At 73.0% G+C, this 22,569-nt stretch carries 20 protein-coding genes, 1 tRNA gene, 1 pseudogene and 1 other annotated feature; of the genes and pseudogenes, 8 read left to right on the top strand and 14 right to left on the bottom strand.

Features of this window, described 5'->3' with window-relative positions:
* Positions 1–29: 29 nt before the first annotated feature.
* The 5 genes and pseudogenes from qatD to WDV85_RS03670 form a co-directional block, all read right to left on the bottom strand.
* A complete protein-coding gene (gene qatD / locus WDV85_RS03690) occupies positions 30–761 on the bottom strand; it encodes a Qat anti-phage system TatD family nuclease QatD (protein ID WP_339569326.1) in 732 nt (243 codons plus the stop codon).
* The gene (gene qatC / locus WDV85_RS03685) at positions 758–2,035 is read right to left on the bottom strand and encodes a Qat anti-phage system QueC-like protein QatC (RefSeq protein WP_339569325.1); all 1,278 of its coding nucleotides are present in this window, start codon (positions 2,033–2,035) and stop codon (positions 758–760) included. The genes qatD and qatC overlap by 4 nt, the downstream gene beginning before the upstream one ends.
* Positions 2,032–2,604 (bottom strand): Qat anti-phage system associated protein QatB, encoded by a 573-nt coding sequence (gene qatB, locus WDV85_RS03680; protein ID WP_339569324.1) that lies wholly within the window; start codon positions 2,602–2,604, stop codon positions 2,032–2,034. Before qatB ends, qatC begins: the two co-directional genes overlap by 4 nt.
* Before the next feature lie 217 nt (positions 2,605–2,821).
* A complete protein-coding gene (locus WDV85_RS03675) occupies positions 2,822–4,693 on the bottom strand; it encodes a KAP family P-loop NTPase fold protein (protein ID WP_339569323.1) in 1,872 nt (623 codons plus the stop codon).
* 124 nt (positions 4,694–4,817) lie between these two features.
* Positions 4,818–5,624 (bottom strand): annotated as a pseudogene (locus WDV85_RS03670) (MobF family relaxase); the annotation flags it as partial.
* Between the two features lie 49 nt (positions 5,625–5,673).
* Here WDV85_RS03670 and WDV85_RS03665 point away from each other — a divergent pair.
* A protein-coding gene (locus WDV85_RS03665; RefSeq protein WP_339569321.1) for an IS3 family transposase occupies positions 5,674–6,935 on the top strand; the annotation gives its coding sequence in 2 pieces (ribosomal slippage) (positions 5,674–5,977 and positions 5,977–6,935; 1,263 coding nt in all).
* Positions 5,973–6,089 (top strand) — a sequence feature (AL1L pseudoknot). (Overlaps the previous gene by 117 nt.)
* Before the next feature lie 66 nt (positions 6,936–7,001).
* Here WDV85_RS03665 and WDV85_RS03660 read toward each other — a convergent pair.
* Positions 7,002–7,074 (bottom strand) — tRNA-Lys (locus tag WDV85_RS03660).
* Between the two features lie 153 nt (positions 7,075–7,227).
* On the opposite strand from WDV85_RS03660, the gene WDV85_RS03655 reads away from it, so the two are divergent.
* Positions 7,228–7,728 carry a macro domain-containing protein gene (locus tag WDV85_RS03655; RefSeq protein WP_339569320.1) on the top strand — a complete coding sequence of 167 codons (501 nt, stop codon included), beginning with the start codon at positions 7,228–7,230 and terminating at the stop codon, positions 7,726–7,728.
* 127 nt (positions 7,729–7,855) lie between these two features.
* Positions 7,856–8,938 (top strand): Gfo/Idh/MocA family protein, encoded by a 1,083-nt coding sequence (locus tag WDV85_RS03650; RefSeq protein WP_339569319.1) that lies wholly within the window; start codon positions 7,856–7,858, stop codon positions 8,936–8,938.
* Positions 8,939–9,003: 65 nt separating this feature from the next.
* On the opposite strand, the gene WDV85_RS03645 is transcribed toward WDV85_RS03650, so the two are convergent.
* On the bottom strand, positions 9,004–10,344 hold the full coding sequence (locus WDV85_RS03645; RefSeq protein ID WP_339569318.1) for a 6-phospho-beta-glucosidase: 1,341 nt from the start codon (positions 10,342–10,344) through the stop codon (positions 9,004–9,006).
* Between the two features lie 136 nt (positions 10,345–10,480).
* On the opposite strand from WDV85_RS03645, the gene WDV85_RS03640 reads away from it, so the two are divergent.
* The 4 genes from WDV85_RS03640 (at position 10,481) to WDV85_RS03625 (ending at position 14,894) form a co-directional block, all read left to right on the top strand.
* Positions 10,481–11,650 carry a PfkB family carbohydrate kinase gene (locus WDV85_RS03640; RefSeq protein WP_339569317.1) on the top strand — a complete coding sequence of 390 codons (1,170 nt, stop codon included), beginning with the start codon at positions 10,481–10,483 and terminating at the stop codon, positions 11,648–11,650.
* Between the two features lie 76 nt (positions 11,651–11,726).
* Positions 11,727–13,109 (top strand): ABC transporter substrate-binding protein, encoded by a 1,383-nt coding sequence (locus tag WDV85_RS03635; protein ID WP_339569316.1) that lies wholly within the window; start codon positions 11,727–11,729, stop codon positions 13,107–13,109.
* Complete coding sequence (locus WDV85_RS03630) at positions 13,081–14,022, top strand: carbohydrate ABC transporter permease (protein WP_445263146.1); 942 nt, start codon at positions 13,081–13,083, stop codon at positions 14,020–14,022. The genes WDV85_RS03635 and WDV85_RS03630 overlap by 29 nt, the downstream gene beginning before the upstream one ends.
* Before the next feature lie 119 nt (positions 14,023–14,141).
* The gene (locus WDV85_RS03625) at positions 14,142–14,894 is read left to right on the top strand and encodes a carbohydrate ABC transporter permease (RefSeq protein ID WP_445263194.1); all 753 of its coding nucleotides are present in this window, start codon (positions 14,142–14,144) and stop codon (positions 14,892–14,894) included.
* Positions 14,895–14,940: 46 nt separating this feature from the next.
* On the opposite strand, the gene WDV85_RS03620 is transcribed toward WDV85_RS03625, so the two are convergent.
* On the bottom strand, positions 14,941–15,576 hold the full coding sequence (locus WDV85_RS03620) for a Pr6Pr family membrane protein (protein ID WP_339569314.1): 636 nt from the start codon (positions 15,574–15,576) through the stop codon (positions 14,941–14,943).
* Positions 15,577–15,801: 225 nt separating this feature from the next.
* On the opposite strand from WDV85_RS03620, the gene WDV85_RS03615 reads away from it, so the two are divergent.
* On the top strand, positions 15,802–16,011 hold the full coding sequence (locus WDV85_RS03615; protein WP_298802095.1) for a hypothetical protein: 210 nt from the start codon (positions 15,802–15,804) through the stop codon (positions 16,009–16,011).
* Positions 16,012–16,087: 76 nt separating this feature from the next.
* Here the strand turns inward: WDV85_RS03615 and ggt are convergent, their stop codons facing one another.
* The 6 genes from ggt to WDV85_RS03585 all read right to left on the bottom strand — a co-directional run bounded on the left by ggt (position 16,088) and on the right by WDV85_RS03585 (position 22,488).
* Positions 16,088–17,962 carry a gamma-glutamyltransferase gene (gene ggt / locus WDV85_RS03610; protein ID WP_339569313.1) on the bottom strand — a complete coding sequence of 625 codons (1,875 nt, stop codon included), beginning with the start codon at positions 17,960–17,962 and terminating at the stop codon, positions 16,088–16,090.
* Between the two features lie 129 nt (positions 17,963–18,091).
* The gene (locus tag WDV85_RS03605; RefSeq protein ID WP_339569312.1) at positions 18,092–18,907 is read right to left on the bottom strand and encodes an ABC transporter permease; all 816 of its coding nucleotides are present in this window, start codon (positions 18,905–18,907) and stop codon (positions 18,092–18,094) included.
* Complete coding sequence (locus tag WDV85_RS03600; RefSeq protein WP_339569311.1) at positions 18,904–19,872, bottom strand: ABC transporter ATP-binding protein; 969 nt, start codon at positions 19,870–19,872, stop codon at positions 18,904–18,906. The genes WDV85_RS03605 and WDV85_RS03600 overlap by 4 nt, the downstream gene beginning before the upstream one ends.
* Entirely contained in the window at positions 19,869–20,213 is a 345-nt protein-coding gene (locus WDV85_RS03595) for a transcriptional regulator (protein WP_339569310.1), read from the bottom strand. The genes WDV85_RS03600 and WDV85_RS03595 overlap by 4 nt, the downstream gene beginning before the upstream one ends.
* Positions 20,210–20,866 (bottom strand): hypothetical protein, encoded by a 657-nt coding sequence (locus WDV85_RS03590; RefSeq protein WP_339569309.1) that lies wholly within the window; start codon positions 20,864–20,866, stop codon positions 20,210–20,212. The genes WDV85_RS03595 and WDV85_RS03590 overlap by 4 nt, the downstream gene beginning before the upstream one ends.
* A gap of 305 nt (positions 20,867–21,171) precedes the next feature.
* Positions 21,172–22,488 (bottom strand): 5'-3' exonuclease, encoded by a 1,317-nt coding sequence (locus tag WDV85_RS03585; RefSeq protein ID WP_339569308.1) that lies wholly within the window; start codon positions 22,486–22,488, stop codon positions 21,172–21,174.
* Positions 22,489–22,569 lie beyond the last annotated feature (81 nt).

Below are 22,569 nucleotides of genomic sequence, written 5' to 3'. Positions count from 1 at the left end.
TCGATCCCGGACGTGCGCATCATGTCCGCTTACTGGCCTGCTAGCAAAGCTGTCTCGTTGCGGCGAATGATCGACTCCGCCTCGGGGTAGTCGACGTTCCAGACGTTTGAAAGCGATAGGCAGGCAACGGCGATGTCCCACGGTTTTAGAGGGGCACGGCGGAGTTGCGCGAACGGACCGTCGGTCTCCAACAGGACACGGCTACGTGGCATCGCAGCCACGAGGCTTCGGCCTTTGGCGCCAGCGAGCATCGCCGGCCCTACGCTGAACCAGCAGCCTCGGCTGGTTGCCCTCTCAAGCTCGGCGCGGCTGCCGGAGAACCAGTGCAAGATGGGCGAGCGGACCCCGTCAAACTCCTCTAGCAAGTCGAGCACTGGTGTGGCTGCTCGACGGCTATGAATCGAGATGATCTTGTCTCCCGCGTCACTACACGCATGCAGGATATGCCGGAAGACCTCTGACTGATCTGCCCAACTCGCCTTGAATTCGGGAGAGGCGTCGAGACCCACCTCGCCAATGAAGCGCGTCTCGTCGAACAACGTGTCAAAGATCTTCACCTCGTGCTTTCGTTCGCTGGCCAACTGCGGATGGAGTCCGAGGGCGGTTCTGATGGCGGGGCGCCCTTGACTCAGCCGGGAAGTGCCGGTCCACGCTGAAGGTGTGGTCGTCACGGACAACACGCCAATGCCTCTGCGCTGGACTTCATCAGCCGTCTCGACGGGGTTGGAGTAGAGATCGAGATGAGAGTGGAAGTCGATCACGCCAGGCCGTACTCCCCGTGCAGCGCACCCAGTTCGCCGAGTCCTCGCTGAAGCATCTCGCGTAGCGCTGCTCTGTTCGTGATCCGCGGCGAACTAAGCGTAGGGCCGAGCCACCGGTCAAACCCTTCCTCAGCGACAACTAGCCGGGCTAGCGCCACAGAACGCACGTCGTCAAAGGCGGCGTGGTCCTCGTCGGGACGACCTAGGTCCGCGTATACGTAGTCCGTGGGATCGTCGCGACCCCAGGCGGTAAACGCGGCGCGACGAATCTGGCAGGGGACACACCGTCCGCAGTGTCTGTAATTGAATCGCTGAAAACGTCCACAACTGGTCGAGACCGACGCTTCGGCAGACAGGAGCGTTTGGTCCAGACACTCGCGGAGCATATCCCCCTTTGTCTTTTCCGCGTACGGGTTCACAATTTTGATCCGCAGTCCCACGCCATCGAATATTTCCTGCATCCGACCGAGGAAATCTGGATGTGCGGTGCGCGTGCTGAGACTCCCAATCCGTGAAATAGTAAGCGGAGGATTTATCGCAATGAACCCATTTTCGCAGACATATAGTGGAACGGTTTCGCCGTTGCGGTATCTATCTGTTGATGTAGCAGCCAATACAGCGAAGGCGAGGAAGATTAGCGAACGCGAGCGCTGCGACGTCTCTTTGAGCCCGCGTTTAGTGCTGGCATTGTGATTGACCTGTAGGTGTTCGAGGCCACCGCCGATGATCCGCGCAAAACGATCCTGCTTCTCGGCGTCTCCGCGCACTGTCTGACTCACGGCAAAGAGTTGCTGGCCGTTCGCGGCGAGGTCAATGGCGCCGATCAATGAATCCAGCCCTCCCGATAGCAGCACGACTGCGTCCGTGTCGGGATAGCGCGGCTTCTTGGATGGCTTCGGGATCGCACCCCCTCCCCGAAGTTCAACTTGCCACCGGTCGGTGGTGAGGAACGCGAGTGCCGACGAGAACGAGGAGGCGTACGGTTGCCAGCGTGCTGAGTCGTGAAGGGCGACGTTGAGTTCGAGTTCCCGAGTCCATCCATCCGAGCTGGTGTCTCGTTTCGTCGCCCCGTCAGCGACAACCACCGAGAGTGCGATCGCCAGCAGGTCCCACGCTGCGGAGTCAGGTACTAGCTTCTGGCGCCGCACGGTCAGCGCAGCTGACCCACCCGCGCTCGCCACGTCGTCCGATGTCGCTCGGCCGAATAGGACGACGGGGGTAGACGTGTCATCGACCTTTGTGAGCGCGGAGGCTGGCCCGCTGACATATCTCATGTCGTGTACTCCTCGAACACACTGAGTGTCTCGCGGAGCGCTTGTGCGGTGAGTCGCGCCACGTTTGCTGTCGTCGCCGGGGCACCCCGTTCGCGGACAGTTCTGAACGCCGCAGCGACTTGCTGGCTGATGAACTCCCGCACCTGCCTCAGACGCCTTAGGGCTGTCGCCGGGTCGGGCGCCTTCTCCATGATGGTCCTCTTGAGATCCAGACAGAATCGGCCGTAGACGTCGAGCGCAGCGTATCGCTCGATGACGAACTCTCGTTGCGCGTCGGTGAGCGCGAGCAGATCCGCATCAGGGAAACGGGCCAAGAGGTCGGTGAGGGCGTCACGAACTGCGTGCCGGGAAGACTCTCTGTCTTGCGTTCCGTCAGCGGGGCTCGCAGCTTCGACAATGGCATCCAAGACCACGTTGACATCGTTACCGCTCGCAAGAGCCGCATCCCGGAGCGCGCTGCCATCGGGGGCGCGCCCTGACTGGAGTACGCCGTTCAAGCGCCCGGCAGTTGCCGCGGTGCCGCCGACGCGACGGCTCATTGTTGCGCTGCCGCCGTAACCGGTTCTCACGTAGTGGCCAAGCGTCCGACGCAGATAGCGGCTATCACCCGACCGAACGAATCTGCCGAGTCCGCGGCGAGCGTCGCGGAAACGGGCGCGAGGCGCTAAGGGGTCGGGCTTCGGCGCGTCCTCGCCCTCAGGAGGCGAGTCCCCGTCCGGTGGTTCAGGCGGATCGACGTCATCGGCCCATGGTGGTACCAGCGGAACTCCTGCCCCGGGCCCACTGCTACTTTGCGAGGTTCCCATTCAGTCCCTGACTGTCGATAATCTTCTTTACAGGGCCTGCGACGTCCGGCGAGCCTTTCCAGTGCGCGAGCACGTCGGATGCCCACGGGAGTGACGCAATTTTCGGAACGATGCTGGGCTCGATCTGTCCACCTGGACGCTCGATGAGGAACCCGGCGATCGTGGTGCCCTGTGACTCGTCCGCGTTGGCAACAGAAATGCAGGCTTGCAGGATCGCCGGAACGCCCCATGCCTGTTCCTGCCGCGCGCGGGCAAGCAGGCGTTCCATAATGATGCCAATTTCCGTTCGCTGGAGGCCTCGCAAGTCGCTCTCTAACGCCTCGGCTTCCTCAGGACTCTCCAACAGCGCTGTAAGCAAGGCGGCGGCCTCAGATGAGAGCCGATCTGCCGAAGTGATCAGCGGCGCTTGTTCACGTCCCACATACAGGGCGCCTCGAAGGTCTTCGTCGGCGAGGGCTGGAGGGAGTGCGAGCCATTCGCGGATAAAGTCGTCATCCCACGCGCCCGTGAGCTCATACTCCTGTCCGGCTAGCGCAGCCTCTTCCCATTCTGCGAGGAGCCGTGGCTTTCCGTCTGGATCGGCGGTGACAGCGGACGTCAGCGCCGCGTAGGTGGCCTTGGGCGCGAGGCGCTCGAACAGGAGCAGCTTCGCTAGCACGGCTTCGTCCACACCAACGCTTTGCGCTGCCGATATCGTCATCCGGATCGACAGTGCGTTGAGGAAGCGCTTGATGAGTCGAGGGTTGCCGGCGATGCGGTTAGAGGTCGTCATGAGCGGCGCCAGGCGTTCAGCCGTATCTAGCCGCGCGACGAGGGCGGCCGGCAGTTCTACGCCGCAGTTGGAAATGTAGTTCTTATCGACCCGCTTTCCTTTCCAAGAATCTCGGAGCTGGGAAGCAATTGCCGCACGCAAGTCATCTTTTTGCTTGGCATCGAGTCCGCTGTTCTCGATGAAGAGCATCATCATGTAGGCCCGTACCTCTTGGGTACCGAGGGCAGGGACTCGGATCGGAACTTGAATGAGCTTGTCGAAGTAGTTGGTGACCAGAGTGTCGTCGTCGAGTTCGCCGAAATGCTTCTTTACCGCGTGCTTGATCATGTTGTCGTCAGCCGCGATGACGAAAGCAGTGTTCTTGAGGAATAGGAACAACCGGATTGCTTCAAGCGTGGATATTGTCGTGTCGGGTAGACACCGATCGAGGTCATCAATTAGAACGACTAGGGTGACCCCGATTTCTCCGAGCGCGTCCTCGAAAGAGTCTCGAAGCGCCTGAATCTCCTTCGGAGGCGAGTACTCCTTCTTGGGGTCCAGCAAAGCGGGTACTGCCGCAGCAACTGTCGACGCAGCGGCACCGGCTCTCTCCAGTCCTTGCTCATCAATCTTTCCCGCTGCTCCGTCCTTGATAACGGCGGCGATTTCCGCAGGGAGGCCGATCGGAGGAAGCCCCAAGGCGACCGCCGCCGCCGGCAACGCGAACAGTTTCGCCAGACGAAACCACTTGACTCGCCCGAGGAAATCTCGGGCCTTATCAACTCCCGACTCCCTCGCGGCGGCCTCAGCAGCAAGTTTGCTCGCAATGACATCCAAGAGTGCGGCTCGGGCATCGTCATAACCCTGATAGAGCCAAGCGTTGAACTCGACAAAGAGGTACTTTTCCGGGGAATTCTCCGGTTGATGCTTGCTCAACGAGGCCTTAGTGAGCTTGATCATCGACGACTTGCCCACGCCCCAGTCGCCTGAGACCCCGATTGAAACGGGCCGGCCATCCGCGCCGACGATCATCTCGGCAATCGTGTCCGCCACGCCCTCGAAGTTGAGGAAGTCTCGATCGGTCTCATTGTCGGGCCACATCGCGCGTCGGCCCTCCCTAGTCCGGCAAGTTAGTCCTCTCCTAGGCGTATGCTATGCCCCATAGCAGTGCTGTGGAGAGAGGCGCGCCGAGCTGAGCGCCGAAGACTCGCGGAGTGGCAGTAAGTCAGAGGACCCGGCCCTCACGTTCCACCGTGATCGATCGCTGGGGAGCAGCCTGACCGTCGCGCCGTGCCCGGTCCTGGTCGCGTACGTGTGTAAGTGCTGCCGCCGCTCGTGCCCGATCGATTCTCTGTGCTTCAGCCTCGGCAGGCGGACCGATGGCTGTCTCATCGGTGATGCCGTAACGGTCGCGGTAGGCGGCGATAGTGCGGGCGGACCGTCGCCACACTCCTGCCTTGCGCGGGTCACGCGGTGGCTCACCGAGCGACCGCGTCCAGGCTTTCCCGGCCTCACGGGCGGTGTCGAGCACGGCGTCGGCGCGGGCCTTAATCATCTCGCGCCGCCCATCGAGGGCTTGCCGCATATCGTCGGTCATCGGGCCGTCCGCGGACGGGATCAGTCCGGCGATCAGCCGCGGCGTCTTGCGGGTGCGGCCCGAGCCTGCCGGGCGTGCGATGGCGCGGGCGACGCGGTAGTGCAGTACGGAGGCGATGTCGTCGGCATCGGTGAACACGCGCGCGGCAACCAGGCGCGGGAACAAGGTATCGAGGTCGTGGTGGTTCGCCTCGGCGCGGCGCAGCTCCGCGGTAAGCGCCCCGAATGCCTCGGATTCGATCGCGGCGTCGGCCTGTTCGGCTGTCAGACCAGAGGCACGGATAAGGGTGGCCCAGCGGTCTCGTTGGGCTGCGGCGGCGATGGTCTCGTACTCGGCGGCGAGCTGGGCGAGCGACCCCCAGTTCTCCTGTTCGGCGGTGATGGTCTCGTGCGCGGACAACTCGGCACCCACATGCTGGAGCACCCCGAACTGAGTCGCCCTGGCTCTGGTGGAGGCTCCTGACCCTGGAAACGAGGATGGGGCCATGCCGAAGGAGCAGTCCGCGGGGAAGCCGACGACACGGCGGTACTCCGAGCAGGAGAAGGAGGCCGCGGTGCGGATGGTCCGCACGCTGCGGGCCGAGTTGGGCACCGAGCACGGCACGGTGCATCGGGTCGCTCGCCAGCTCGGGTACGGCACCGAGTCGGTGCGGTTGTGGGTGCGTCAGGCCGACATCGACGAGGGCCGCGCCCCCGGGGTGAGCACCGACGAGGCCGCCCGGGTCCGGGCCCTGGAGCAGGAGAACCGCGAGCTGCGGCGGGCGAACGAGATCCTCAAGCGGGCGGCGTCTTTCTTCGGGGCGGAGCTCGACCGCCAGCACCGGAGGTAGTCGCCTTCATCGACGCCAACCGGCACGAGCTCGGGGTCGAGCCCATCTGCAGGGTGCTGCAGGTGGCGCCGAGCACGTACTACGCGGCCAAGGCCCGCCGGCCCTCGGCGCGGGCCCGCCGCGATGCGGTGACCGGGCCGGCGCTGCGGGCGCTGTGGGAGGACAACTACCGCGTCTACGGCGCCCGGAAGCTGTGGAAGGCCGCCCGCCGCGCCGGCATGGACCTCGGGCGCGATCAGGTCGCTCGGCTGATGCGGGCGATGGGCATCGAAGGCGCCCGCCGCACCAAGCGGGTCCGGACCACCAGGGCCGACCCGGCCGCGGCCCGTCACCCTGACCTCGTCCAGCGTGACTTCACCGCGACGGCACCGAACCAGCTGTGGGTGACCGATCTGACGTACGTGCCGACCTGGGCCGGGGTCGCCTACGTCTGCTTCATCGTCGACGCCTACTCGAGGGCGATCGTGGGGTGGCGGGTCGCGGCGCACATGCGCACCGACATGGTCCTGGACGCGATCGAGATGGCCCGGTGGTCGCGTGGCACCCAGCTGACCGGGCTGCGGTGTCACTCCGATGCCGGAGCGCAGTTCACGTCGCTGCGCTACGGCGAACGCCTGGCCGAGATCGGCGCCGTCCCCTCGATCGGGACGGTCGCCGACTCCTACGACAACGCCCTGGCCGAGACGGTCAACGGCTACTACAAGGCCGAGCTGATCCGCGGGCCCGCTCGGCCGGGGCCGTGGAGGAGCGTCGAGGACGTCGAGCTGGCCACCCTCGGCTGGGTGCACTGGCACAACACCACCCGGCTGCACGGCTACCTCGGCGACGTCCCACCACTGGAGTTCGAGGCGGCCTTCTACGCTGCCACCGGGACCGACCACACTGAGGTCGACTTCCCAACGCTCGAGCCTCTATGAGAGCCAGGGCGACTCAAACCCCAGTCAACGATTCTGTTGGCAAGGGTTCGAGCCTTGTGCGCGGGGTGGGCCCCGTGGGGCTCGAACCCACAACCCGCGGATTAAAAGTCCGCTGCTCTGCCAGTTGAGCTAGAGGCCCGGCCCGCCGGGACGGCGAGGCGGGGCAACCGTACGCGGACGCCGGCGCCGCGCGGCGGGTCCGGCCCGAGGTGGCTGCACGACGACGGCCTCCACGCCGTCGTGGTGCAGCCACCTGCGGTGGCCGCCGGGCGATGAGGAGCACCATGGCGGCGTGCGCATCGAGGTGGTCGAGGGGGACGTCACGCAGCAGCCGGTCGACGCCGTCGTCACGGCGGCGAACCAGGCGCTCAAGGGCGGGGGCGGGGTCGACGCCGCGGTGCACCGCGCGGCGGGCCCCGAGCTCGTGCGCGCGTCGCGGGCGCTGGCGCCCTGCCCGACCGGGTCGGCCGCCGTCACGCCCGCCTTCGACCTCGCGCCGGTGCGGTGGGTCGTCCACGCCGTCGGGCCGCGCTACCGCGGCCGACCGCAGGACGCCGAGCTGCTCGCCTCGGCCTACACGTCCTCCCTGGCGCGGGCGGACGAGGTGGGGGCGCGCTCGCTCGCCTTCCCGTCCATCTCGACCGGCGTCTACGGCTACCCGGACGAGGAGGCGGCGCGCGTCTCCGTCGCCGCGCTGCGCGGGGCGACGAGCGACGTCGAGCGGGTGGTCCTCGTGGCGCGCGGCCACCGCATGGCCGACCTGTGGCGTCGTGCGCTCGACGAGACGCCCTGACGCGCGCGGACGGCGGGCTACGCGTGGCATGCGCTTTCCCGCGGCTGGCTGCGCGGGCTAACCTCGCCGGATCCCGGCTGGGTGGCCGACGCGGAGCCGCCCCCGGCCCCGCCGGAAGAGGAGCGCCATGACCGCGAGCGACGGGGGCACCTACGCCCCGCAGGCCGTCCACGCCCCGGTCGTCGGGCCGGGGGAGTTCGCCGTCGCGGCCGTCGGCCTGGACCACGGGCACGTCTACGGGATGTGCGAGGGGCTCGTCGGCGCGGGGGCTAGCGTGAAGTGGGTCTACGACCCCGACCCGGCGAAGGTCGAGGCCTTCCGCCAGCGCTTCCCCGAGGCGCGCGCGGCCCGCGAGGAGGCCGAGGTCCTCGGCGACGACGCCGTCCGCCTCGTCGCCGGGGCCGCCGTCCCCGCCGACCGGTGCGCCCTCGGGATCCGCGTGATGGACGCCGGCAAGGACTACTTCACCGACAAGGCGCCGCTGACGACGCTCGAGCAGCTCGCCGAGGCGAGGGCCGCCGTCGAGCGCACAGCGCGCAAGTACGCCGTCTACTACTCCGAGCGCGTCCACGTCGAGACGGCCGTCCTCGCGGGGCAGCTCATCGAGGACGGCGCCATCGGCCGGGTGCTGCAGGTCATCGGCACCGGCCCGCACCGCCTGTCCGCCGCGACCCGCCCCGACTGGTTCTTCGACAGGAGCCGCTACGGCGGCATCCTCACCGACATCGGCTCGCACCAGGTCGAGCAGGTCCTCCACTACACCGGGGCCGACGACGCGACGGTCGTGCGCAGCCACGTCGCCAACCACGCGCACCCCGAGCACCCCGGGCTCGACGACTTCGGCGAGGCGATGCTCGTCACGAGCACGGGCGCGACCGGCTACTTCCGCTGCGACTGGTTCACCCCCGACGGCCTGCAGACGTGGGGCGACGGGCGCAGCCTGGTCCTCGGGACCGAGGGCTTCATCGAGCAGCGCAAGTACATGAACATCGGCACGCAGGACGGCCCGGGGCACCTGTTCCTCGCGAACGGCGAGGGGGAGCGGCACGTCCAGGTCCGGGGCGAGGTGGGCTACCCCTTCTTCGGGCAGCTGCTGCGCGACTGCTTGGACCGCACCGAGACGGCGATGACGCAGGCGCACGCCTTCAAGGCCGCCGAGCTGGCGGTCCGGGCGCAGCTCGGCGCCGTCGACCTCGTCCCGCGGGGCTGAGCCCCCCCGCCCCGGGGGACCGGCCCTGCACCGGCGTCGGTCCGGGCGGGGCCCGGCAGCCCCCGTCAGTCGAGCGCCCGCCCCACCTCGGGGATCGCCGCGCGGTAGCCGTCGACGAGGCGGCGCGCGACGGCGACCGAGTCGACGAGCGGGTGCGCGGCGAAGGCCCGCCAGGCCAGCTCGCGCGAGCGGGTGCGCGAGGCCTCGAGCAGCAGCTGCTCGGCGGCCTTCACCTGCTGGACGAGCCCGAGCATGTCGCCGGCGAGCGGCGCCACGCGGTGCGGGTGCACGCCGTCCGCGTCGACCGTGCACGGGACCTCGACGACGGCGTCGTCCGGCAGCCCCGGCAGGGCTCCGCCGTTCCCGACGTCGAGGACCATCGTCGCCGGGCGGCCGGTGACGAGCGCGGCCATGAGGTCGAGGGCCACCCGCTGGTAGCCGCCGCCGGTGACGTCCTCCGCGCGGCGCTCCTCGTCCGCGCCGCGCGACTCGGCCATGTAGCCGGCCTCGCGCGCCGCGTGCACCTGCTCCCAGGTCTCGAGCGCGCGCTCGGGGTGCGCGGCGGCGCGGGCGTAGAAGTCGCCCTGCTGGGCGTCGAGCACCTGCCCGCGCGTCTGCGCGGCCGTGCGGAGCGTCTCCGTCGCCTCGCGCGGGAAGGAGTAGTAGTAGAGGTACTCGTTCGGCAGGGCGCCGGTGGCGCGCACCCAGTCGGGGCCGAGGAGCCGCGCCTCCTCCACCCCGTCGAGGGCGTCGTCGTCGGCCAGCAGGGCGGGCAGCCGGTCCTCGCCGTCGACCCGCAGCGAGCGCAGCCAGCCGAGGTGGTTGAGCCCGGCGTAGTCGAAGACGACGTCCGCCCCGGGGGGCGCGCCCACGGCGCGGACGGCCTTGCGCACGAGCCCGATGGGGGTGTCGCAGATGCCGACGACGCGCTCGCCGAGCACGGCGCGCATCGCCTCGGTGACGACGCCGGCGGGGTTGGTGAAGCTGATCGTCCAGGCCTCGGGGGCGACCGCGCGGACGCGCTCGGCGAGGTGGCGCGCGTGCGGCAGCGTCCGGAGGGCGTACGACAGGCCGCCGGGACCGACGGTCTCCTGGCCGAGGACGCCGAGGTCGAGGGCCACCCGCTCGTCGAGCACGCGGGCGGCGGTGCCGCCCACGCGCATGGCGGAGAAGACGAAGTCCGCGCCCCGGAGCCCCTCTTCGAGGTCGCTGCCGACGCTCACGCGCGGCGGGTGGGGCAGGCGCTGCGCCAGCTGGTCGAGCACCGACCGCATGACCCCGAGCCGCTCGGGGGAGGGGTCGAGCAGGTGCACCTCGTCGACGCGCACCGCGGCGTCCGCGGCGCCGACGGCCTCGACGACCTGGGGCACGCGGAAGCCGCCACCACCGACCAGCACGAGCTTCATGCCCCTGATCCTGCCCGCCGCGGCAGGCGGTGCGCGCCCCACGGGGGTCGCCCCGCGAGGGGCTACGGTCGCCCCGCACGGCGCCGCCCCGGCGGCGCCCCGCCGCACGACGGCCGACGAGCAGGAGGAGGCGCGCATGACCCCCGCCGGTCCTCCCCGCCACGACCCGCTGCGGCCCGCGCGCCCGCCGGGGGACGACGCCGCGCCGGCCCCCCTCGACGTCTTCCTCTCCGGCCAGCTCTTCTTCGACATGGTCTTCACCGGCCTCGAGGCGGCGCCCGCGCCCGGCACCGAGGTGTGGACCACGGGCATGGGCTCGCTGCCCGGCGGCATCGCCAACCTGGCCGTGGCCACGAGCCGGCTCGGCCTGCGCACGGGCCTGGCCGCCGGCTTCGGCGACGACGTCTACGGGCGCTTCTGCTGGCAGGTGCTCCGCGAGCAGGAGGGCGTCGACCTCTCGCGCTCGCGCGTCTTCCCCGGCTGGCACTCGGCCGTCACCGTCTCGATGGCGCACGACGGCGACCGCAGCATGGTCACCCACGGGCACCCGCTGCCGGTGCCGCAGGCCGACCTCGTGGGCTCGCCGCCGCCGCGCTCGCGCGCCGTCATCACCGAGCTCGCGCTGCCGCACGACGCGGACCCGGCCGCCAGCGCGTCCGACGGGGCCTCCGATGGGGCGGCCGACGCGCCGTGGTGGCTCGCGGCCCGCGACCAGGGCGCCGCCGTCTTCGCCGACGTCGGGTGGGACCCGAGCGGCGCGTGGGACCCGGCGGTGCTGGAGCGGCTGGGCAGCTGCCACGCGTTCCTGCCCAACGAGGTCGAGGCCATGGCCTACACCCGCACCCCGACCGCCGAGCGGGCGCTCGCGGCCCTGGCCGAGCGGGTGCCGCTCGCCGTCGTGACGTGCGGCGCCGACGGGGCGATGGCGGTCGACGCGACCACGGGGGAGTCCGCGCGCGTGCCCGGCGTCGCCGTCGAGGCCGTGGACCCGACGGGCGCCGGCGACGTCTTCGGCGCGTCCGTCGTCCTCGGCACGCTGGCGGGCTGGCCGCTGGAGGAGCGGCTCGCCTTCGCCGCGCTGTGCGCCTCCCTCGCCGTCCAGCAGTTCGGGGGCTCGCTCGCGGCGCCCGGCTGGGGCGACATCGCCGACTGGTGGGCCGCGACGACGACGCGGGCCCGCGCGGGGGACCCGCGGGGGGAGGAGCTCGAGCGGCGGTACGGCTTCCTCGCCGACCTGCTGCCGACCGACCCGGTGGGCGCCGTGCGGCGCGCGGAGGCCACCTTCGCGCTGGCGTCGGACCTCTGAGGCAGGCTCCCCCCACCGGCGCGTCGCAGCACGTGCGCCACGGCACCCAGCAGCAGCCACGACAGGAGGACCGGCGATGGCATCGACGAGGAGCGCGGCGGGGAGGTCGGTCGCCCGCGCCGTCGGGCTCGGGGCCGCCGCGGCCCTGGCGCTGACGGCGTGCGCCCCCGGGTCCGGCAGCGACGACGGCGGGGCGCCGCCGCAGCCCACCGGACCGGTCTCGACCGACGTGGCCGACGCGGGCGACGTGACGCTGACGGTGTGGGACCAGGAGGTCCGCGGCGGGCAGGACGAGCAGATCACCCAGCTCAACGCCGCCTTCGAGGAGGCGTACCCGAACGTCACCGTCGAGCGGGTGTCGCAGTCCTTCGACGACCTCGCGACGACGCTGCGGCTGGCCCTCACCGGCGAGGACGCCCCCGACGTCGTCCAGACGAACAACGCCCGCGCGACCATGGGCCAGTTCGTCGCCGCCGGCCAGCTCGTGCCGCTCGACGCCTACGCCGACGCGTACGGCTGGCGCGACCGCTACCCCGAGAGCGTCCTGCAGTACTCCACCTACTCCGAGGACGGCACGGTCTTCGGCGAGGGCTCGCTCTACGGGCTGCCGCAGGTCGGCGAGGTCGTCGGCGTCTACTACAGCCGCAGCGCCCTGGCCGACCTCGGGCTCGAGGTCCCGCAGACATGGGCCGACTTCGAGGCCGCCCTGCAGACCGCGGCCGACGCCGGGCGCACGCCGCTGCTCCTCGGCAACATCGAGGGCTGGCCCGCCGGGCACGTCTTCGGCGCCGTGCAGGGGGCGCACGTGGACCCGGAGCAGATCCGCGACCTCGGCCTCGGCAACGCCGGCGCCAGCTGGACGACGCCGGAGAACCTCGAGGCGCTCGGCCAGCTGCAGCAGTGGCAGGAGCAGGGCTGGTTCAACGAGGGCGTCAACGGCACCGACTACGACGCCGCGTGGCAGCAGCTCGCCGACGGGCAGGGCGTCTTCCTCGTCGCGGGATCGTGGCTCGCGCCCGACCTGCAGGACGCCATGGGCGAGGACGCGGGCTTCTTCGCGCCGCCGCCCGCCGACGGCGGCGAGCTCGCCACGACCGGGGGCACCGGCATCCCGTTCTCGATCACGACGGCGGCCGAGGAGCCCGACGTCGCGGCCGCGTACATCGACTTCCTCACGAGCGACGACGCCATGCAGGTGCTGGCGGACACGGGCAACCTCCCCGTCGTCGACACGGCCTCCTACGCGCCGGAGAGCGGCCTGCTCGCCGACGTCTACACGGCCTTCGGCGACGTGAGCTCCGAGGGGTCGTTGCTGCCCTACCTCGACTACGCGACGCCGACCTTCGGCGAGACGCTCAACCAGACGCTGCAGGGGCTGCTGGCCGGCGAGCTCACCCCCGAGCAGGCGGCGGACGCGCTCGAGGCCGACTATGCCGACTTCACCTCCAGCGGCGGCTGAGGCCGCCGCCGCCCCGGCGAGCGCGGCGTCCGCCCCCGTGCGGGGGCGGGCGCCGCGGGGGCGGGCGACGCCGTACCTCTTCCTCGCCCCGGCGCTCGCCGTCTACGGCGCCTTCCTGCTCTACCCGCTGCTGCGGGCCGTGCAGTTCTCCTTCTACGACTTCGACGGGCTCACCGTCGGCACGCCGGTCGGCCTCGCGAACTACGCCGCCGTCCTCACCGACGCGGGCCTGCGGGCGGCGTTCGGCCACGCGCTCGTCCTCGTCGTGTTCTTCTCGCTGCTGCCGCTGCTCGTCGGCCTCGTGCTCGCCGCGCTGCTCGTGCGGGCGCGCGTGCGGGGGCTGCCGCTCTTCCGCACCGTCGTCTTCCTGCCGCAGGTCATCGCGATGGTCGTCGTCGCCGTCGCGTGGCGGCGGATCTACGCGCCCGACGGCACCCTCAACGACCTCCTGCGCGCCGTCGGTCTCGACGCGCTGACGCGCACCTGGCTCGGTGACTACGCGACGGCGCTGCCCGCCGTCGGCCTCATCGGCACGTGGGTCTCCACCGGGCTCGTCACCGTGCTCCTCATGGCGGGCATGGCGCGGGTGCCGAAGGAGCTCTACGAGGCGGCCTCCCTCGACGGCGCGAGCCCCGCGCGGCAGCTGCGCGCGCTCACGCTGCCCGCGATCCGGCCCGAGATCGCCGTCGCGCTGACCCTGACGATCATCTCGGCGCTGAAGACCTTCGACCTCGTCTACGTCACCACCGGGGGCGGCCCGGGGACCTCGACGACGGTGCCGAGCTACGAGGTCTACCGCCGCGCGTTCGAGCTCGGCGAGGTCGGCGCGGCCGCCGCGGTCGGCGTCGTGCTCACCGTCCTCGTCTTCGCCGTCAACCTCGTCGTCAACCGCGTCGCGGACCGGCAGCGGTGAGCGCCGCGACGGCGGCCCGCCGGCGGGGCGCAGCCCCCGGGGCCGGGCCGGCGCGGGGTCCCTCGCGCGGCTCGGCCGCGCACCGCGCCGTCAGCTACGTCGTCCTCGTCGGCTTCGCGCTGCTGGCCCTCGGCCCCGTCGTGACGGTGGTCGCCGAGGCGCTGAGCCCCGAGCGGGCCGCGGACGGCACGGGGCTGCGCCCGCAGAACTTCGCCGACGCCTGGGTGCAGGGCCGCTTCGGGGACTACATGGCGACGTCCGCGCTCGTCGCCGTCGTCGTCGTCGTGGCGGCGACGCTGCTGTCGATCATGAGCGGCTACGCCTTCGGCACCATGGAGTTCCGCGGCCGCGAGGTGCTCTTCTACCTCTTCCTGCTCGGGATCATGGTGCCGACCGAGGTCGTCGTCGTCCCGCTCTTCTTCGACCTGCGCACCCTCGGGCTCACCGACACCGTCTGGGGCATCGCGCTGCCGCAGGTGGCGCAGTCGGTCGCCTTCGGGACCTACTGGATGCGGGCGTACTTCCGGACGACGAACCGCTCGCTCATCGAGGCGGCGCGCCTCGACGGCGCCGGCCCCCACCGGGTGCTTTGGTCGGTGCTCGTGCCGATCGGGCGGCCCGCCATCACCACGCTCGTGCTGCTCGTCTTCATGTGGACGTGGAACGAGTTCCTCATCCCGCTCGTCATGGCCCCGGCCGGGCAGCTGCGCACGGCGCCGCTGGGCCTGGCGCTCTTCCAGGGCCAGTACACGCAGGGCACTTCGCTGCTCGCCGCGGGCGCCGTGCTCGTGGCGCTGCCCGTCGTCGTGGTCTACCTGGTGCTCCAGCGGCACTTCATCCGCGGGATGCTCGAGGGCGCCGTCCGCGAGTGAGGCGCCGCAGCGGTGCGGGCCCCAGCGGTCCAGGGATCCAGGGGGCTCAGCCCTGCGGGGCGGGTGACCGCCGGCGGGCGACGGCCCGGTCCCCGGCCACGGCGGCCACCGCGAGGACGCCCAGCAGCAGCGCGACCAGCGCGACGCCCACGGCCGCCCCGCCCGCGCCGACCTCGGTGACGTCGAGGAACGGGTAGGGGTACCAGCCGGTGACGGCGCCGTGGGCGAAGGTCCACACGAGCCAGACCACCGGGTAGACGAGCGCGCGCAGGGCGGCGCCGACGTCGGCGAGCCCCCGCGGGGTGGCGAGGAGCCAGCCGACGAGCGCCAGGGCGGGCACGACGTAGTGCAGGCCGGTGTCGAGCACGAGGTCGATCCCCGTGAGGCCCTGCTGGCGCAGCTCGACGTGGTAGATGACGCCGACGACGACGATGCACAGCGGCGCGCCCAGCCGCAGCGCCCGCCACCACGGGCCCGTCCGGTCCGGCCGGGCCGCCACCAGCAGGCCGAGGACGGCGACGAGGGCGTTGGTGTCGATGGTGAAGTAGCTGAGGGAGCGCACGACGCGGGTGCCCACCTCGGGCGCCCCCGACGTCGCCGCGAGCGCCACCTGCAGCACCACGCAGACCGCGGCGACCACGCCCGTCAGGCCCCACCACGCGCGCTGCCCCTCGTCGCTCACGGGCGCGACGCTACGGGGGCGCGGGGCCGCGGGCGTGGCGACGGGCGGTCCCGGGGCGTCGGCCGGGCCGTCGAGCAGGGCCCCGGGTCCTCGCGCGTGGGGCGCCTCGCGCGAGGGGACTGCAGGACGGGCGCGGTCGTGCCGATGACGGAGGGGTCGCCGGCGGCACCCGCCGTCCGGCCCGCTCCGCCACCAGCCCTTCCGCCAGCCCCCGAAGGACCCGCCATGACCAGCAGCACCCTCCACGTCGTCCGCACCGCCCGGGTGCCGGCCCAGCGCGCCGCCGCGCCCGTGCAGCGCTCCTGCTACCTGCCGCACTGCGGCGCCCCGGCCGAGCTGCGCGTCGTCGTCAGCGGCATGGACTGGTACCGCTGCACCGGCTGCGGCGTCGAGTACCCCGAGATCGCCTACAGCCAGCGCCCCGCCGGCGCCTGAGCCCCTTCGGGGCGAGTCGTCGCCTGCTCGCCCTGAGGGCAGCCACCCGGGGCGAGTGGTCGCCCGCTCGCCCGGCTCACCCCGGGTCGACGACGCCCGCGTCGCCGCCGCCGCGCCGGACCGTCTCGGCGGCGGCCTCGAAGCGTCCGCCCGGCAGCAGGCGCACCGCCGTCGCCGCGCCGATCTCCGAGGACGTCGACAGCGCGTGGCCGCGCGCCCGCAGCGCCTCGCCGAGCGGTCCGTCGGCGACGGCCGGCTCGACCGTCGTCGTCGCGCCGTTGCGCGAGGAGACGCGCGGCGCCGCGATCGCGTCGACGAGGGGCAGGCCGCGGTCGACGTACCCCGTGAGCACCTGCGCGACCGTCGTGATGATCGTCGAGCCGCCCGGCGAGCCGAGGCCGCCGACCGCGACGCCGTCCTGGAGGACGACCGTCGGCGCCATCGACGAGCGGGGTCGCTTGCCCGGGCCCGGCAGGTTCGGGTCGGGCACGCCGGGCGTCGTCGGCGCGAACGAGAAGTCGGTCAGCTCGTTGTTGAGCAGGAAGCCGTAGCCCGGCACCGTGATGCCCGAGCCGCCGGTCTGCTCGATGGTCAGCGTGTAGGCGACGACGTCTCCGCCGGCGTCGGCGACGGTGAGGTGCGTCGTCCCGTGGTCGTCGCGCGGGGCCTCCTGGACGCCGGCCGCAGCGTCGCAGGTCGCGTAGTCGCCGTCCGGGGAGCCGAAGGGGATGGGCCGGGCCGCGGCGACGTCGGGGTCGAAGAGCCCGCAGGCGCGCTCGTCGGCGAAGCCCTGCGAGACGAGCTCCTCGACCGGGACGCCCGGCACGTCCCCGACGTAGCGGTTGCGGTCGGCGAAGGCCGTCGCCGTGGCCTCCGCGAAGCGGTGCAGGTAGGCGTCCTCGGGCACGTCGGCGAGCTGCTCGCCCGTGAGGTCGTCGTAGGCCTCGAGGAGGTTGAGCGCCTCGGCGACCGTCGTGCCGCCCGAGGACGGCACGGGCATGCCGACCACCTCGAGACCGCGGTAGTCCGAGCGCACCGGCTCCGGCTCGAGCACCTCGTAGGCCGCCAGGTCGGCGGCGGTGATCTGCCCGGGGAAGACCTCGACGCCGGGCGCGGTGCGCGGGTACCGGGCGGCGCGGACGACGGCGCGCCCCATGCGGCCGTCGTAGAGGGTCTGCGTGCCGCGGCGGCTGATCTCGTCGTAGGCGCGGGCGAGACCGGGGTTGCGGAAGACGTCGCCCGGCTCGGGCACCTCGCCGCCCGGGAGGAAGACCTCCGCGGTGGCCGGGAAGAGGGAGAAGCGCTCGGCGTTCGCGGCGGTCTGCTCCGCGAAGGTCTCGTCGACGACGAAGCCCCGGCGCGCGAGGTCGCGCGCCGGGGCGAGCAGCTCGGCCAGGGGTCGGGTGCCCTCGGTCTCCGCGAGGCGCTCCCAGAGCGCCGCGGTGCCCGGGACGCCGACGGACAGGCCGGAGCTGACGACGTCGCGGAAGGGCAGCGGTGCGCCGTCGTCCACGAGGAAGACGTCCTCGGTGAAGGAGGCGGGCGCCGTCTCGCGGCTGTCGTAGGCGGTCACGTCGCCGGTCTCGGCGTCGTAGTGCACGAGGAAGCCGCCCCCGCCGACGCCGGCCGAGTACGGCTCCGTGACCCCGAGGGCCGCCGCGGTGGCCACGGCCGCGTCGACGGCCGTGCCGCCGTCGGCGAGGACCGCGAGGCCGATCTGGGTCGCGTAGGGGTCGACGGAGCTGACGGCGCCCCCGGTGCCGACGGCGACCGGGGCGCGCGGCGGCAGGGGGACCGGTGCGCCGCCCCGGCCGCCCGGGCGCTCGGCCGACGCGGGGGCCGCACCGACGAGGCCGGCGACCAGCGCGCCCGCGAGGCCGACGGCGAGGGCCGAGCGGGGCGGACGTCCCCGGCGGGTGGTGGGAGCGGCGGCTGACGAGGTGCGGTCCACGGCGGTCCTCCGAGGGTCGGTTCACCCGCTCGGGTGAGGCGGCCGACGGTAGGGGTGCGGACGCACCCGGACAAGGGGGTGCGGAGGGGACGGGAGGTGACCCCGTCGAGGCCTCCCTCGCGAGGCACCTCAGCGGAAGCGGCGCCCCTCGTCGCGCCGGTACGCGCGGACGGCCAGGACCGCGGTCAGCAGGGCCCACGCCGCGAGGACGGCCCAGGTGGTGCCCGGCAGCTCGGCGCCCGTCGTCGCGGTGACGACGAGGTCGCGGCCCGCCCGCGTCGGCAGCCACGTGCTGACGGCGTCCAGCCAGCCGGGGAACATCTCCGGCGGCAGGAAGAGCCCGCCGCCGAACGCCAGCGGCAGCAGCAGCACCTGCGCGACGGCGAGGGCCGCCTTCGTCGACATGCCGTAGCCGATCCACAGCCCGAGCCCGAGCATCGGCAGGGCCGCGACCGCGAGCGCGCCCGCCGTGAGCGCCAGTCGGTCGGCGGGCAGCGCGGCGGCGGTCAGCAGCCACGCCACGACGACGAGCGGCACGAGGCTCACGAGCGCGAACGCCAGCCCGTTGAGCAGGCGACCGGCCAGCCGCGGGCCCGCGCCCACCGGCAGGGTCCGGAGGTAGGAGTCCCACGGGAGCGCGCGGTCCTCCGCCACGCCGACGCCGTAGGTGAACAGGCACACGCTCATGACGGCGAAGAGCGAGATCTGCGCCGTCGCCGCCGTCGCCTGCGCGGGGTCGTCGGCGAACGGCTGCGGGACGACGAAGAAGAGCATCGTCAGCGTCGGGAAGACCACCGTGCCGATGACGGCGATGGGGACCCGGACCGTCTCGAGCAGCTGGGCGCGCGTGTGCAGCGCCGTGAGGCGCAGGCCGCCGGCGCGCCCGCCACCGCTGCGGGCTGAGGTGGCGTCGCTCGCCGTCGCCGTCGTAGGGGTGCTGCTCATCGCGCCACCTCGGGGGTGCTCGTCGTGTGCGTGCCCGTCTCGGGGGCGCTGGTCCGGACGAGGTCGGTCGGAGGGCGGCTCTCCCGCGGGTCGTCGGCGTCGGCGGCTGCCGTCACCGCGAGGAAGGCCTCCTCGAGCGAGGCGGAGGCCACCTCGAGGTCGGCGAAGGGCGCCCCGGAGCGGACGAGCCGGCGGACGAGCGCGTCGGCGTCGCTGGTCCACAGCTCGTGCCGTTCGCCGTCGACGAGCGCGCGGTCGGCGCCGAGGTCCGGCAGCGCCGCGGCGCGCACGCGGACCCGGCGGGCCGGCACGGCCGAGCGGACCTCCTCGAGCGAGCCGTCGACGAGCACGCGGCCGCGGTCGACGACGACGCGCTCGGCCAGGGCCTCCACCTCCTCGAGGTAGTGGCTCGTCAGGACGACCGTCCCGCCGCCGCGGTGGTAGGCGCGCACGGCGTCCCACAGGTCGTGGCGGGCGTCGACGTCCAGGCCCGTCGTGGGCTCGTCGAGGAGCACGAGGCGCGGCCGGCCGACGAAGGCGAGCGCCACGGCCAGCCGCCGCTTCTGCCCGCCCGACAGGCCCCCGGTCTGCCGGCGGGCGAGGTCGCCGAGGCCGAAGCGCTCGAGCACCTCCGCCGTCGGCACCGGGTCGGGGAAGTGGCCGGCGACGACGTCGACGACCTCGCGCACGCGCAGCGTCGGCGGCAGGCCGGTCTCCTGGGGCGTCATCCCGAGACCGGCCCGCGCCGCGGGCTCCCAGGGCGGGCGGCCGAAGAGCTCGACGACGCCGGACGTCGGTCGGCGCAGGCCGCTCACGAGCTGCAGCAGGGTCGACTTGCCCGCCCCGTTGGGACCGAGGAGCCCGAGCAGCTGCCCGGCGGGGACGTCGAGCGTGACGCCGTCCAGCGCCGTCACGTCGCCGTAGCGGCGGGTCGCCCCGGCGAGGCGGACCAGCGGGGCGCTCACGCGGCGCCCTCGGACTCACCGGCCGCCGCACGGGCGGTGACGGGCTCGAGGAGGGCGCGCAGGGCGGCCGTGTGGTCCTCCAGCGCCTGGCGGCCGCGGCGGGTCAGCTGCACGTACGTCGTCGGCGTGCGGCCGCGGTGGGTCTTCTCGACGGCGACGTAGCCCGCGTCCTCGAGCTTGCGCAGGTGGGCGCCGAGGTTGCCCGCGGTGAGCCCCTGCAGCTGCTGCAGCCGGGGGAAGGCGATGCGGTCGCCGTCGTCGAGCGCGGCGAGGGCGGCCACGAGGCGCAGCCGCGCCGGGGCGTGGATGACCGGGTCGAGGTCGGGCTGGGGGTCGCTCACGCCGGCGCCCCGGAACGGGGGCCGCGGGCCGCGACGACGAGCGCGGCGACGAGGAAGCCGCCCCCGCCGAGCAGCCCCATGACGAGGTGGTTGCTCGGGTAGCCGGCGAGCGCCCCGACGGCGCTCGACAGCAGGATCCAGACGCCGAGGGAGTACTGGGCGCGGTCCTGCCACATGGCTCCGCCGCCGAGGTAGAGCAGACCGACCACGAGCCCGGACACGGCGGGGCCGAGCACCCCGAGCACGTCGGGCGACGCGCCGGCGCCGGCGGCCGACGCCATGACGGAGGCCATGCAGCCGAAGCCGAGCAGCCACGCCCACCCGTACATGGCGCCCTGCGTGCTCGAGGCGCCGCGCACCCCGGCCGTGCGGCGGGCGATGTGGACGTCCGTGACGACGACGGCGGCCACGAGCAGGCCCGTGAACACCGCGCCGCCCGCGGCCGGCGGCAGCGCGAGCGGGCCCCGCCCCGTCGTCGAGCTCCACAGCACGAGGAAGCCCACGAGCCAGGCGACGCCCCAGGTGCCGTAGAGCAGCCGGAGGTCGGGGACCAGCCGCTGCTGCGTCCTCGTGCGCTCGGCGTCGAGGAGGGCGAGCGCCTCCCGCGGGTCGAGGCCCGCGTCGTCCTGGTCGTGCTGCGTCGTCGTGCCCATCGGGGACCCCCAGAGTGGTCTGCGGTGCAGAGCAGATGCGCACTTTGTAGCGCAGAGCGGTCTGCGGCCGCAAGGCATCGGGACGCCTCGCGCCCCCCAGACGGCGATGTGTGGCCAGGTCGCCCCATGGCGGGGCTCCCCCAGGGCGACATGGCCACACGTCGCCCTGAGGTGTGAGGTGGGGAGGGCGACATGGCCACACATCGCCCTGGGGGTGGGGTGGGGAGGGCGACATGGCCACACATCGCCCGGGGGGTGGTCTGGGTGGGGCGACATGGCCGCACATCGCCCCGGAGGGGCGTGGGTCAGCCGAAGAGGTCGAGCTGGTCCTCGCCCGGGTCCTTGCGGGCGCGGGCGACGCCGCGGGCGCCGAGGGGCTCGCGCGGCGGGGGCGGGGCCGCGGGCGCCGGGCGGGTCTCGCTCCGGGTGACGCCCCGGGGGTCGCTGCGGGCGGCGGTGTCCTCGGGCGCCCCGGCACCGTCGTCCGGCGGCCCGTCGGGCAGCGGTGCCTCGTCGACCCACGACGGCAGGGGGGACCACCGGTCCGCGGGCGGGGCGCCGCCGACGAGCGCCCAGAGCGACGGGCCGAGGCGGACGTCGCGCGCCCCGAGCGCGGCCTGCACCCGGGCGAGGTCGAGGGGCAGGCGCAGCGCGTCGAGGTCGGGCAGGGCGAGGTCGTCGCGCATCGCCATGAGCCGCTGGTTGCGGGCGACGTTGGCCCGCGCCTCGGGTGCGCGCAGCCTGGCGACGACGCCGGGGCCGACGACGTCCCGCACCTCGTCCTCGCGGCCGTCGTCGAGCGCGGCGTAGACGTCGTCGACGCTGTCGAAGGCGGCCAGCAGGCGGGCGGCCGTCTTCGGGCCGATGCCGAGCGCGCCGGGCAGGTTGTCGGAGGTGTCGCCGCGCAGCGCCGCCAGGCAGCGGTACTGGCCGGCGCGCACCCCCGTGACGAGCGGCAGCGTCCGCGGGGTCAGCACGGGGGATCCCCCGATCCCGCCGTTGAGCACCCGCAGCACCGACGTCGAGGCGTCGACGAGGGCGAAGGAGTCCCGGTCGCTCGTCACGGCCGTGCACCGCCAGCCGCTGCGCCGGGCGAGCTCGGCCGCCGAGCAGAGGACGTCGTCGGCCTCGAACCCCTCGGCGACGACGACGGGCAGCCCGGCCTCGGCGAGCAGCGCCGGGGCGTCGTCGAGCTGGGCGCGCAGGTCGGGGTGCTTCTCGGGGCGGTGCGCCTTGTACGGCGGGTGCTCCGCGCGGCGCACCGACGTCCGCGCGCAGTCGAAGCCGACCACGAGCGCGTCCGGCGTCAGGCGGGCCGCGGCGCTCGCGATGAGCGAGACGACCCCCCGCAGCGCCCAGACCGGCCGACCGGCGGCGTCGCGGTGCTGGCCCGCGGCGTGGGCGTGGTGCGCGCGGTGCAGCAGGCTGTTCCCGTCGACGGCGAGCAGGACCGGGGCGTCGGGCGCTACGCCCTCGGCCGTCTCCTCCTCCGCCGCGCCCGAGTGCTGCGCGCCGAGCAGGCCCGCCGCCCGCAGCGCCGCGACGCCGTCCTCGGCGCCGCCCTCGGCGCCGTCCGGGGCACCGGGGTCGGCGCCGGGGCGGACGACGGACGGGGCGCTCACGCCACCACTGTGCCTCCTCGACGCGGCGGCGCGGCACCGCCCCGCCGCTCCGGCGCAGAGCCGCTCCGCCGCGGGGGCGCC

This window comes from Pseudokineococcus sp. 5B2Z-1 (assembly GCF_037482305.1).
Classification (GTDB): domain Bacteria; phylum Actinomycetota; class Actinomycetes; order Actinomycetales; family Quadrisphaeraceae; genus Pseudokineococcus.
This window is presented reverse-complemented; position numbering and strand designations above follow the sequence as displayed.